The sequence below is a fragment of the Pantoea sp. VS1 genome, assembly GCF_002207995.1.
Taxonomy (GTDB): Bacteria; Pseudomonadota; Gammaproteobacteria; order Enterobacterales; family Enterobacteriaceae; genus Pantoea; species Pantoea dispersa.
Map to the genome: position 1 here is coordinate 21,342 of NZ_NHZE01000046.1, position 12,958 is coordinate 34,299.

Genomic DNA, 12,958 nt, shown 5'->3' on the forward strand with positions numbered 1-12,958 from the left:
GAAGACGTTATTAATTTCTGGCAGGGATGAGTCGGGTAATAATGCTGATTTTTAGTGATTGATGAGCAAAATAATAGTATCGCTGCGTATTATTATCCTGATAAAAACGCACCTGCCGGTATATTTATTATCCCGGCTAATGTTATATAAGCGTATTGTTCAGTCCGCTCTGTCACCACAGACATCAGATTTCCCCATCAAATTATTCCCCGTTAAGCAAACTCAGCAGGTGTAACACCGTTTTGGCTGGATGATTACGCCGCCAGGCAAAGGCAATGTCGGTGAACAGCGTATTGTTTTCAATGTCACGAAATACCAGCTGTGGATTGTTGACGCAGCACAGCGAAGCCGGCACCAGCGCAATCCCGCAGCCTGCGCCCACCATGCCGAGCGAGGAGGTAATCTGCGGAGCCTGCTGAAAGCGGGTTGCATCAAAGCCGGCGCGCAGACAGGCACTGACGATTAATTCGTACAGGCTGGGCGCCACCTCGCGCGGGAAAATAATCAGTGATTCTTCGGCCAGCTGCGTTAGCGCAACACTTTGCTGCTGGCTGAGCACATGGCTGGCCGGCAGCGCCACTTTCATCTCCTCGGTAGCGATCACTTTCAGGTTAAACGCCTTACTGCTCTCACACGGCAGACGAATGAACGCCGCATCCAGCAAACCTTCCCCTAAGTCCTGCATCAGCAGCGCCATGTTCTCTTCCCGGGTGATGAGCTCCATCGCCGGGTAGCGCGTTTTGAAGGCGCGAATCAGATCAAACACCGGCGCGCCAAACGCCACCGAGCTGGCAAAACCCAGTGACATCTGGCCGCTCATGCCGCGCGCCACGCCGCGCGCTTTTTCCAGCGCCATATCGGCCAGCTGCACAATCGCTATTGCATCGGGCAGAAACGCGCGGCCCGCATCGGTCAGTTCCACGCCGCGCGTCAGGCGCTTCAGCAACGGCGTGCCGATCTCGTGCTCCAGCCGCTGGATTTGCTGGCTGAGCGGTGGCTGCGACATGCCCAGCAACTCGGCGGCGCGGGTAAAGTGCTGCGTTTCAGCAACGGCAACGAAATAACGCAGGTGGCGAAGTTCCATATCAAAAACGTCTCGAAGTTGGCAGTTTTCACTATTGGATTCTGTGAGCTATATAGCCCACCATGATATTAACACGGCTTAACTATCTGATTGTGAGGCAGCAAATGTGTAACTTTGTATCTGATTGTTCATGCGAAGATCAGCTAAAGGCATCCGTCACTCAACTGGGACAGCAATCACCAGAAAAGGTTATCTATCAGACCTCCCTGATGAGTGCGTTGCTCAACGGCGTCTATGACGGTTCTACCACCGTCGCGCAGCTGTTACAGAAGGGCGATTTTGGCCTCGGCACGTTCAATCAGCTTGATGGAGAACTGGTGGCATTTGACCGGCAGGTTTATCAGCTGCGCGCCGATGGCAGCGCCAGCCCGGCACGGCCTGAACAACAAACCCCGTTCGCCGTGATGACCTTCTTTAAACCGGAACATCAGCACCGCTTTGCGCATACCGCCACGCGCGATGACGTCCATCAGGTGATTGATCGCATCATCACCTCCGATAACCATTTCTGCGCGCTGCGTTTGAGCGGTCGATTTGCCTCGGTACAGACGCGCACCGTGCCCTGCCAGTGCCGCCCGTATCGCTCGATGCCGGAAGTGCTGGGCAATCAGCCCACCTTTGATTTTCGCCAGCGTGACGGTGAGCTGATTGGATTCCGCACGCCGCAATATATGCAGGGGATTAACGTCGCCGGCTATCACGAGCACTTTATTACCGACGATCGTCAGGGCGGCGGGCATATCCTCGATTATGTGCTGGAGCAGGGCACGCTGACGTTTGGTGCCATCAGCAAGCTGGTGGTCGACCTGCCGCAGGATCGCGAGTTTTTACAGGCCGATCTTAATCCTCAGGATCTGGATGCCGCGATCCGTTCCGTCGAAAGTTAATCGCAGAGGTGATCATGAAACAGCTTAAAACCCAGACGCTGTGGAACAGTGGTGCAGACCTGGTTGTCGCTCAGCTGGAAGCGCAGGGCGTAAACCATATTTTTGGCATTCCCGGCGCCAAAATCGACAAGGTGTTTGATTCGCTGGTGGACTCTTCCATTCAGCTGATTCCGGTGCGTCATGAGGCTAACGCGGCGTTTATGGCTGCGGCAATGGGCCGCCTGACCGGCCACGCCGGCGTAGCGCTGGTGACTTCCGGGCCTGGCTGCTCAAACCTGGTGACCGGTATGGCTACCGCCACCAGCGAAGGCGATCCGGTGGTGGCGATCGGCGGGGCGGTTAAGCGCTCCGACAGTGCCAAACAGGTGCATCAAAGCATGGATACGGTGGCGATGTTTCGCCCGGTGACCAAATTTGCCGTAGAAGTCACTGATGCCTCGGCGCTCGCGGAGTGCGTATCGAACGCGTTTCGCCATGCCGAAAACGGGCGCGGCGGCGCATCGTTCCTCAGTCTGCCGCAGGACATTGTTGACCAGCCGGTGTCAGGCAGCCTGTTACAGCGTTCAGGACACATCACGCTGGGCGCTGCGCCCGACGCGCTGGTGAATGCCGTAAGCCGCGAGATTGCGCGGGCGAAAAATCCGGTGATTCTGCTGGGCCTGATGGCCAGCCAGCCGGAGAACAGCGCGGCGATTCATGAACTGCTGAGCAAAAGCCGTATTCCGGTGACCAGCACCTATCAGGCGGCGGGCGCAGTGCGGCAGGAGCACTTCTCACGCTTTGCCGGGCGGGTTGGCCTGTTTAACAATCAGGCCGGTGACCGCCTGCTCCAGCAGGCGGATTTGATTATCACCATTGGTTACAGCCCGGTCGAGTATGAACCGGCCATGTGGAACAGCAGCAATGCCTTGCTGGTGCACATCGACGTGCTGCCCGCCGAGACCGATAACCACTATCAACCCGACGCTGAGCTGGTGGGTGATATCGCCGGGACAGTGCGCAAAATCGCCGCGCAAATCGCGTCGCCGCTGCAGCTCAGCGACGCTGCCGCCACCATTCTGCAGGATCGGCAGCAACAGCGTCAGCTGCTGGCGATGCAGGGTGCCAGCCTCGATCAGTTCGCCCTGCATCCGCTGCGTATCGTCCGGGCGATGCAGGACATCATTAACAGTGACGTCAGTCTGACGGTCGACATGGGCAGTTTTCATATCTGGATTGCCCGTTACCTCTACAGCTTCCGGGCACGGCAAATCATGATTTCCAACGGGCAGCAAACCATGGGCGTGGCGCTGCCGTGGGCGATTGGCGCCTGGCTGGTCGATCCATCCCGTAAAGTGGTTTCGGTGTCGGGCGACGGCGGCTTTCTGCAATCCAGCATGGAGCTGGAAACCGCCGTCAGGTTAAAGGCCAATATTCTGCACATCATCTGGGTCGACAATGGCTATAACATGGTGGCGATTCAGGAAGAGAAGAAATACCAGCGCGTCTCCGGTGTGAACTTCGGGCCGGTGGATTTCAAAGCTTACGCGCAGGCGTTTGGTGCCGCTGGATTTTCGGTGAACAGCGCCGCTGAACTGGAACCCACGTTGCGGCGGGCGATGGAGGTGGAAGGACCGGCCGTGGTGGCCATCCCGGTAGATTACAGCGATAACCCGTTGCTGATGGGGCAGCTGCACCTCAGCCAGCTGCTTTGATCGGCTGTCACCTGAGCCAGTCCGGACCGGCCGTCAACGTCACGGCGGTCCGGATTAATGCGCTATTTAGCAGATGGGGTTAAAAGCTCTGCCAGTCCGCGTCCATGCCGTGCCCGGCGGCCACGGGTACAGCAGCCGGACGTTTCAGCGCGGAGACCGTTTTCGGGCGCTCAGCAGGTCGCGCGGACCCGGCCAGTGAAAACTGATTCACCAGGCCGGACAGGGTTTGCGCCTGATCCTGCAATGACGCCGATGCGGCAGAGGCCTCTTCTACCAGCGCCGCATTCTGCTGCGTGACATCATCCATCTGATTAATCGCCAGGTGCACCTGCGAGATGCCGGTGTTTTGCTCTTCGGCTGCGGCAGCAATTTCGCTTACCAGGTCATTCACCTGACGGAACGCGGATTTCAGTCCTGTCATGTTCTCTTCCACCGCTTCGGCCTGTACCGCACCCGATTCCACCAGGCTGTAGGAGGTATCAATAAGCTGTTTGATCTCCCTGGCCGCCTGGGTTGAACGCTGCGAGAGATTGCGCACTTCACCCGCGACCACCGCAAAGCCCTTTCCGTGTTCGCCGGCGCGCGCCGCTTCGACGGCAGCATTCAGTGCCAGAATATTGGTCTGGAAGGCAATGCCTTCGATCAGCGTGACAATTTCGGTGATTTTTTTCGAACTGGAGCGGATCTCCGCCATGGTGTTGAGCATATTGCCCAGCGACACCGCGCTGGCGTCTGAAAGTTCTGTCGCGTTACCGGCCAGACGATTAGCCTGCCGGGTATTGTCGGCCGTCTGACGCACGGTTTCGCTCAGTTCCGCCATACTGGCCGCCGTCTGTTCCAGCGAGGCGGCCTGCTGTTCCGTCCGCGAGGAGAGATCTTCGTTGCCGGCGGCGATTTGTGCCGACGCCGAACTGACGGCGTGAGAAGCGGTACTGACCTGCGCCAGCGCGCTGCCAACCCGGTCAAGCAGCTGGTTAAAAGCACGGGCCATATTGCCGACTTCGTCTTTTTTGCTGTCATCGGCGGTGACGCTCAGATCAAGGCTGCTGCCAACGTGATCCATCACCTGACCAATCGCTTTCAGGCTCTGACGAATGCGCACCAGAGTTAACGCGGTGAGCGTACCCAGTAACAGCAGTGTCACCGCGACGCCGGCACTCAATCCCCAGAATGTGCGGTGATAGATCTCCTGGTTGACCACACGCAAGCCGTCACCCAGCGACAAATTAAGCGCCATCTGCTGGCGATAATCATTTTTTAACTGGCTGATGGCGCCGCCAATACCGCTTTCGGCTTCCAGCATGCCGAGCGTGACGTCATCCTGATGAGCATGCGAAGCAGCCAGAAACGCCGGTAACCGCGATTCAACCACGCGCAGCGTCGCCAGGCCTTTAATGGTCATCTGCTTATCTTCGTCGCTGGAGATATCATTGGCTAAATAATATTCAGCCAGCGTTTTAATGTCGGCCAGGCGCTGAGCGATCTCTTTCTCGACCGGCGGCATACGCGCATTGTCAGTCTGGCTTTGATGCTTATACAGCGACAGAGAGAGTTTATTGCTGCGATCGATCAGCTCGGATAAATCGCGAATAGAGGGAATCGCATTGACCTGAACATATTCAAAGCGCTCCTGAAAACCGCCTAACAGTCGCACAGAAATAATGCCCGTCACCACCAGTGAAGCTGAGAGTAAAATGAAAGCCAGGGTAAGTCTTTGAGTAATATTCATCATATTGTTACCTGGTAAAAAGTTAAAAGGAATAAAGCGACAACCCACCGTACATCGGCAGGACCTCACAAAAGGTTATTTCAAAAATTATGAATAAATTAACTTTTCAGGATCATTAATTTTTGAAGTAATTAAATAACTTTCAAAATGCGTGACGTATTATTTTGCGCTAATTACCTGCGCCTTACGGTGTGCTATCCACTCACGATACTGGGCCGGCGTCATCGCCATCACCTGATGGAAAGCTTTACGAAAGGCGGTATCTTCGCTGTAACCGCACTGCAAGGCGGTCTGACGCACGCTGACGTCGGTGCTGGCCAGAATGGTACAGGCCAGTTCAATGCGGATGCGGGTAATAAACTCTTTTGGCGTCTCCTGCGACAGGGCTTTCATTCTGCGCTGCAGGGTGCGCCCGGTAACGTTCAGTGCGGCTGCCAGTTGCGCGGCATTGATGGCGGGATTTTCCAGGCGGATGATCTCCTGCGCCCGCACCAGAAACGGCGTGCTGCTTTTCACCGTACCCGGCGAGCCGGGAAGGTGGGTGTGCAGCACAGGGTTATCGGCCAGCGACATCTCCCGGGTGAGATCCGCCACCGCCTTGCCGGCGCTTTTTTCAATGATATACAGGGCCAGCGATATCCACGAAAAACAGCCGCCGCTGGTAATGACGCGATCGTCTTCCTCCAGCGTTTTGCCTTTCGCCAGTCGCGCCTGCGGATAGCGCGCCTGCAGCATATGGCTGACCCACCAGGTGGTGGTAAAGGAACGGTCATTCAGCAAACCCGCCTCGCCGAGGATCACGCCACCGGTGCCCGCAGCTGCCACCCAGACACCCTGCTGATAGAGTTTGTTAAACCAGCCAGCAGCCTGACGGATACCGTCGAGGTTGATCGGTTGCAGGTCGGGCCCCAGCAACATGCCGGGCGCAATCACCACATCAACCGCACCGGCCCCCTGAAACGAGCTGTCGATGTGAATCAGACGGCCTTCCGTATCCCACACCGGGTCACCGTTGGCGCTGACAATCAGCGTTTCAAAAGCTTTATCGGGAAAGCGTGCGGCGTGCACGGGGGAAGAGGCAATCGCTTTGTTGGTTATCCAGAAAAGGTCGGTCATTCCGGCAACGGCGGACAGTACGCTGCCTTCCAGGGCGAGTATGGCGATACGCATAAGGGGTTTCCTGTGTTCAGATTGTCGTGATTTGCGTGAAAAATGTGACATTTTCCGCCGCTGAAGCTTTGTGGCCTCAATAGCGGACTCTTAGTTTATCTGGCCCTGGCGGTTGTCATCGGAAAAGAAACCGGCAATACGCGGATATCAGACCAGCAGGGAAGCGGAAAGGGCGCGTGGATGAAGCGATCGGATCGGGCAAACGAGAGGTGTGTGACAGACAACAGGGCGTGTAGCCAGCGCCACCATCATCGTGGCGCTGGTGCTGACGTTAGCTGAATCTTTCCGGGCGGAAGGTCGCCAGCATCGGGTGTTTAACGCCGGTGAGTATCTCCTGCGTCAGTATCTCACCGAGGATCAACGCCAGCGTGGCGCCGGAATGGGTGAAGACAACAAAACAGCCGGGAACCTTCTGCAGCTCACCGACCACCGGTTCGCCATCGCCAGGAATCGGCTTGAGACCGATTTTCCAGCTGCTGGCTTTCAGCGGCGCGCCGTCAGCGATCAGGTTACCCGCTTCCGCCATCAGCTGGTTAATGACTGCGGTATCAATGCTGTACTGCCCGTCGGCCTGCGCGACGATGTGCTCTTCATACCAGTCATGATCGACGGCAATGGTGTTGCCGGGATTAGGCCGGACCGCCGCGCGCGGCGTATTCATTACCACCTGCAGCCGGTGATCGCCGGGCTGGCTGGTTACCAGCATAGAGACCGGAGAACCGTTGGGGATGTGCACGCCGAGCGGGGCAACCACTTCCGGCGTCCACGGGCCACACGCTACCAGTACGCGATCGGCCAGCAGCTCACCGCGTTTTTCGCTGCGAATGCCGCTGGCACGGCCGTCTTTGGTGATCACGCTGGCTTTACCGGCGTGCTCAATGATCTCTCCGCCCAGCGCGCGCAATGCCTGAACCAGATGCTCAACCAGATGCGGCAGGCTGACCCAGCCTTCACCGGGGTTGGCAATCGCCACCTGACTCAGGCTGGCCGCATTCACCTGTGCATCGACATCACCGACCGTGGCGCGATTGATCAGCTTTGAGTCGTAGCCCTGCGCTTTTTCATAGTGATGACGCGCTTTGGTGCCCGCGTCATCGTCTGCGGCCCAGTAAATCGCGCCGTCGAAGCGCAGCCAGTCGAGCTGCGGATGGCGGGCAAACAGCGTGCGATAGCGGTCAATGCCCGCCATGCGCAGCGCATGATAAGGCTGCGAACGCTCGCCCGCGGAGTTGAGCCAGGAGAGGGATCGGCCGGTGGCGCCGGAGCAGAGTGCCGCCTCCGTCACCAGTGTGACCTGCGCGCCCGCCTGCGCCAGCTGCCAGGCGGCTGAGACGCCGAGGATGCCGCCACCCAGCACGATGACGGTTTTTGCCACGGTTTTGTCAGACATCATTCATTCCTTCTGTTAAAAAATGTTCGCCCTTCAGGCAATACGTACGCGATGCTGCCGATGGAGTTGCTCAATAAGCTGTAAAACGCCGAGCGCTTCACGCGCATCAACCGGCGGCGGCCCGCCATGTAACAGCGCGTGGGCTAACAGCTGATAGAAAGCGGGGTAGTGACCACGTTCAATCGGCACCGTTGTGGTTGCCCCGACCGTGCCGGTCCGGGCAGAGTTTTCTGCCGGCGTCACGCCGTACTGGCTGTCGCCGGGTGACATGCCAGCCGCCAGCTGCGGCTCCTGATTGTCCAGCCCCCAGTGGGTGAAGGCGCCTTTACTGCCCAGCAGGTGAAAGCGCGGCGCATTCAGTGCCGCCTGGCCATTCATCCACAGCCGCGAGCGCACGCCGTTGTGGTGCAGCAATGAGACAAAACAGTCCTCGTCGCTGTCCGATTGCGGGCCGGAATGGCGCGCCAGTTCTGCCGTGGCGTGGGCGACCGGGCCAAAGAGCTGGATGGCCTGATCAATCAGATGGCTGCCGAGGTCCAGCAATAAACCACCGCCCTGCGCCAGCGTGACGCTGTCACGCCAGTTGCCGAATCCCTGCGGTCGCCACCACTCGAAACGCGACTCAAAACTTCTTACGGTGCCGAAGGCTTCCTGGTGCACCAGGCGCTGCAACGTCAGAAAGTCGCCGTCCCAGCGCCGGTTATGAAACACGGTGAGCAAGGTATTGGCCTGCTGCGCGGCGGCGATCATCATTTCTGCCGCCTGCACGTCTGGTGCGAACGGTTTATCCACCACCAGATGGATCGCGCGTTGGCTGGCCTGCACAGCCTGCTCCGCGTGTTGCGCCGGCGGCGTGGCCAGCACGATGAGATCGATGCCGATCTCGCCGCCATCAATGGCCTTGAGCAGCGCTGGCCAGTCCGGCAGCACGCGCGCCAGGGGATAGCGTTGCTGCGCGGTCGCTACGCGTTGGGCATCGCCAGTGACGATAACGTCGAGACGATAGTCGGCGTTATGGGCAAGCAGCGGTGCATGAAACACGCTGCCGGCGACGCCAAAACCTACCAGCGCCGTGCGGATTGGGCCGCTAACCTGAAGATGTGTCATTACAGTACCTCCGACAGAAAACGCTGCAGACGCGCGGATTGCGGACGGTCAAAGATTTGTTCCGGCGTGCCGGCTTCTACGATTTCGCCTTCATCCATAAACACCACCTGGTCGGCCACGCGCCGGGCGAAGCCCATCTCATGGGTCACGACTACCATGGTCATGCCGCGCTGGCACAAATCGGCCATTAGCGTCAGAACGCCTTTCACCAGCTCAGGATCGAGTGCCGAGGTGGCTTCATCGAACAGCATCACTTCCGGCTCCATTGCCAGCGCGCGCGCTATTGCCACGCGCTGCTGCTGGCCACCGGAGAGATCGCGCGGACGGTGACCCGCTCGCTGAGCAAGGCCCACTTCGGCCAGCCGCTGACGGGCAATCTCCAGCGCTTCGGCTTTCGGACGGCCTTTTACTTTCCACGGTGCCAGCGCCACGTTTTCCAGCGCGCTGTGATCGGGAAACAGGTTGAAATGCTGAAACACCATGCCAATTCTCAGCCGCAGCGCATCAGGCTTGTCCTTCAGGACAGAACGCCCGGCCAGTAAGACATCGCCGTTCTTCGGCTCATGCAGGCGATTGATACCGCGCAGTAAGGTGGATTTTCCCGATCCCGAGGGACCGATGATGCAGGTGGTGGTGCCCGGTTCGATGCTCAGCGACACATTACGCAGCACCTCAATCGGGCCGTACGCCAGAGTCAGATTGCGCAGCTCGAGGCTGGCGCCGTGAAATGCAGATGGCATGGCCATATTAGTGTCCTCGCTCGCTGGTAAGGGAGACCGCCGGGACCACGTTGCGCTTTTGCTGCACTTCATCGAGCTCCTTCAGGCCGCTTTGTGGCGCGGTGGCGCGGCGACGTCCGGTACGGTAGCGGACGTCGATATAGTTCACGGCGTGGGTGAGCGGCACGGTGATCACCAGATAGAACAGCCCGGCCAGCATCAGGGGTGACAGGTTGCCGCTCAGCACGGCGGCATCCTGGCCGACGCGGAACAGCTCACGCTGACCGGTCATCAGGCCCAGCAGATAAACCAGCGACGAGTCTTTGATGATGGCGATGAACTGATTGACTATCGCAGGCAACACGCGGCGGATGCCCTGCGGAATGATTACCAGGCGCATCGCCCGGCCATAGCTCATTCCCAGCGCCCGGCAGGCTTCCATCTGCCCCTGTTCCACGCTCTGAATACCGGAGCGGAAAATCTCGCCCATGTAAGCGCTGGCAATCAGGCTCAGGGCAAAAATGCCGAGCGGATACGGCGTCGGGCCAAACAACTGATAGCTGAAACGCGCCAGGCCCTGACCAATCAACAGAATGGTGAGGATGGAAGGCAGGCCGCGAAACAGATCGGTATACAGCCGCGCGGGCACGCGCAGCCAGCGCGAAGGCGAGATGCCCATCAGCGCCAGTATCAGGCCGAATAACGTGCCCAGCACGGTGGCCGCCACGGAGATAATGATGGTGTTGACCAGTCCGGTTGCCAGCAGCTGTGGCAGGACGTCCATCATCGATGGAATATCAAAAAACGTACGGGAAAGAATAGTGATCAGATCCATAGCCGATTCTCGGTTGCGGGTGACGGACATGCGCCGTCACCGGATGCAGTCTCACGCATAACGATGCGCAGGGTTATTGGCCGCCGGGCAGATACTGTTGCGGCATTGGCGAACCCGGGAACCACTTCTGGTACAGCTGTTTCCAGGTCCCATCCTGCATCGCCGCTTTGATGGCTTTATCCAGCGCTGCTTTGAACTCGGGCTTGCCTTTGGCGATGGCGACACCCGCAGGCGCGTCAAATGAAGGGATGTTCGCCGCCGTGACCAGCTTAAAGCGGGTGGCATAATCTTTGGCGGCTTCGTAGTCGAGGAACATAGCATCCAGCGTGCCGTTATTCAGCGCGGACACCGCTGCGTTGTTATCGGGGAAACGCACCAGATCGGTCTGTTTGAAGTGCTGCAGCGCATAGTTCTCCTGCAGCGTGCCCTGAATCACTCCGAGCCGTTTATGCGCCAGGGTTTCTACGTTTTTCACCCCGGAATCGCTGCGAGTCAGCACCGTCAGATAGCCCGCAAGATAGCCGGTGGAGAAATCGACGGTTTTTTCGCGCAGCGGGGTGATGCCAATCGCGGCGACGCCGGCATCATACTGGCCATTTGCCACTGCCGGCAGAATGGCGGAGAAGTCCTGACCGATAAAATCCACCTGATCGATGCCCATGCGATGCGCCACATTTTTGAAGAATTCGACGTCAAAGCCGGTGAAGTTGCCGTTTTTATCGGTGAAGGTGTAGGGCTTCGCGTCGCCAAGGCTGGCAACGCGGAGATGACCGGGTTCGATCAAACCCCAGGGATTACTGTCGCTGGCGGCATGGGCGCTCCAGCTGGCGGAAACCAGCATTGCCGTGCCGAACAGGGCGGCGGTCAGGTGATTGAAACGTTTGTGCGATGTCATAAGGCTCTTCCGTCTGTGCAGGTGAAACTTCAGAGTTCGCCGAGCCGGTTTATTGTTATTGAGACCGGTCTCAACGCGGGGCAAAATGAAACCGGCTCTGGTTGTGAGACCGGTCTCATTCGGATATACTGATATTAAGCACACGCTATCAGCAGCGTCAATTATGTTGTTATCAACTTGTGATTCGAAATAATTATGACCAATGAAAATGCTCGTTCACGCGGTCCGACCGTTGCCGACGTCGCCCGCGCCGCCAATGTTTCAAAAGCTCAGGCGGCACGCGCGCTGGGCGGGTATGGTTCCGTCAGTGAAGACGTGCAGATGCGGGTGAATCAGGCTGCTGAAGCGCTAGGATACCGACCGAACGAGCTGGCGCGCAGCATGAACACCGGCCGCTCCAATACCATCGGGGTGATTGTCGGCGACATTGAAAACCCGCACTTTGGCCTCGCGCTGCGCGGCATGGCCGACGTCGCGCGCCAGGCGGGCTTTCACCTGCTGCTGAGTAACAGCGATGAAACGCTGGACGAGGAACGGGAAGCCGTGCGCGTGATGCTGGATAAGCGCGTCGATGGCATCATCGTCGCGCCGTGCAGCTCATTGTTTGAGGATAACGAACATCTTCGCCAGGTGCTGGCAGAAGGGCGTTCATTAATGATGTTCGACCGGGCAGTGCAGGGGATGGAAGTGGAGACCATCCAGGCAAACTTTGTCGCAGTGGCCAAACAGGCGACGGAGCTGTTACTGGCGGCCGGACATCAGCGTATTGCTTATCTCTCCAGCATGCGCAGCGCTGCACCGTATTCGCCGGCAATCACGCTGGGCCCAACGCCGGTGGCGCAACGTGTTAGCGGAATGATTGATGCCTACCGGGCCGCAGGTAAGGAACTGGATCCAGCGCTGATTCGGCTTAATGCACTCAGCGAAGCCATCATTGAGCAGATCCTGACTGAACTGCTGGCGCTCGCCGAACCGCCCAGCGCGCTGATTGCCTCCGATAACCTGATTGCGATGGGCATCCTGCGCGGTCTGGCCAAACGCGGCCTGCGCGTACCCGAAGATATCTCCTTTGTGATGTACGACGATTTTCCCTGGACCGAGCTGATGTCACCGCCGCTGACCGTGGTCGCCCAGCCGGTGTATGAAATGGGTCGCGAAGCCGCGCGCCGGTTGATTTGCCACATCCGCCAGCAATCCGCCGGCGTCTTACCCGCGTTTGACAGCTGGATGGTGGTGCGCGGCTCAGTGGGGGAAAATCCGTCGGCCCGGTGATACAATGTGCGGCGGAGGGTTTGTGGAATTTCTCCCTGCTTTTTTGGTCGCCATGAATGGCGCCCCTACAGAAAACGGCGCGGTTTTGTTTCTTCATACGCCTCAGAGAAACAGTAAATTGTGCGATGCCTCGCAGGGTGCGCATTCATGCACACCGGTAACACATTCAGTTGTGC

Annotated in this window: 11 protein-coding genes; 3 read left to right on the plus strand and 8 right to left on the minus strand. The window is 58.4% G+C overall.

What is annotated here, in order from left to right:
* Nucleotides 1-202: 202 nt before the first annotated feature.
* Complete coding sequence (locus CBW22_RS19405) at nucleotides 203-1,084, minus strand: LysR family transcriptional regulator (protein ID WP_088517601.1); 882 nt, start codon at nucleotides 1,082-1,084, stop codon at nucleotides 203-205.
* A 104-nt stretch (nucleotides 1,085-1,188) separates the two neighbouring features.
* Between CBW22_RS19405 and budA the strand changes: the two genes are divergently transcribed.
* Together budA and alsS are read left to right on the plus strand one after the other, a co-directional pair.
* Entirely contained in the window at nucleotides 1,189-1,971 is a 783-nt protein-coding gene (gene budA, locus CBW22_RS19410) for an acetolactate decarboxylase (RefSeq protein WP_031280091.1), read from the plus strand.
* Between the two features lie 14 nt (nucleotides 1,972-1,985).
* Nucleotides 1,986-3,665, plus strand: a complete 1,680-nt coding sequence (gene alsS / locus CBW22_RS19415; RefSeq protein ID WP_058759171.1) for an acetolactate synthase AlsS — start codon at nucleotides 1,986-1,988, stop codon at nucleotides 3,663-3,665.
* Between the two features lie 79 nt (nucleotides 3,666-3,744).
* Here alsS and CBW22_RS19420 read toward each other — a convergent pair whose 3' ends face one another.
* The 7 genes from CBW22_RS19420 to CBW22_RS19450 form a co-directional block, all read right to left on the minus strand.
* Nucleotides 3,745-5,394, minus strand: a complete 1,650-nt coding sequence (locus CBW22_RS19420) for a methyl-accepting chemotaxis protein (RefSeq protein WP_088517677.1) — start codon at nucleotides 5,392-5,394, stop codon at nucleotides 3,745-3,747.
* Nucleotides 5,395-5,553: 159 nt separating this feature from the next.
* Nucleotides 5,554-6,564 (minus strand): GlxA family transcriptional regulator, encoded by a 1,011-nt coding sequence (locus CBW22_RS19425; RefSeq protein ID WP_088517602.1) that lies wholly within the window; start codon nucleotides 6,562-6,564, stop codon nucleotides 5,554-5,556.
* Nucleotides 6,565-6,835: 271 nt separating this feature from the next.
* Complete coding sequence (locus tag CBW22_RS19430; RefSeq protein WP_088517603.1) at nucleotides 6,836-7,954, minus strand: NAD(P)/FAD-dependent oxidoreductase; 1,119 nt, start codon at nucleotides 7,952-7,954, stop codon at nucleotides 6,836-6,838.
* 33 nt (nucleotides 7,955-7,987) lie between these two features.
* Nucleotides 7,988-9,061, minus strand: coding sequence for a Gfo/Idh/MocA family protein (locus CBW22_RS19435; protein WP_088517604.1), 1,074 nt, complete (start codon nucleotides 9,059-9,061; stop codon nucleotides 7,988-7,990).
* Complete coding sequence (locus tag CBW22_RS19440; RefSeq protein ID WP_088517605.1) at nucleotides 9,061-9,807, minus strand: amino acid ABC transporter ATP-binding protein; 747 nt, start codon at nucleotides 9,805-9,807, stop codon at nucleotides 9,061-9,063. The genes CBW22_RS19435 and CBW22_RS19440 overlap by 1 nt, the downstream gene beginning before the upstream one ends.
* A gap of 1 nt (nucleotide 9,808) precedes the next feature.
* The gene (locus tag CBW22_RS19445; protein WP_021509434.1) at nucleotides 9,809-10,615 is read right to left on the minus strand and encodes an amino acid ABC transporter permease; all 807 of its coding nucleotides are present in this window, start codon (nucleotides 10,613-10,615) and stop codon (nucleotides 9,809-9,811) included.
* Between the two features lie 73 nt (nucleotides 10,616-10,688).
* Nucleotides 10,689-11,510, minus strand: coding sequence for an ABC transporter substrate-binding protein (locus CBW22_RS19450; protein WP_058759175.1), 822 nt, complete (start codon nucleotides 11,508-11,510; stop codon nucleotides 10,689-10,691).
* A gap of 195 nt (nucleotides 11,511-11,705) precedes the next feature.
* Between CBW22_RS19450 and CBW22_RS19455 the strand changes: the two genes are divergently transcribed.
* Entirely contained in the window at nucleotides 11,706-12,782 is a 1,077-nt protein-coding gene (locus CBW22_RS19455) for a LacI family DNA-binding transcriptional regulator (protein ID WP_088517606.1), read from the plus strand.
* The last annotated feature ends 176 nt before the right edge of the window (nucleotides 12,783-12,958 follow it).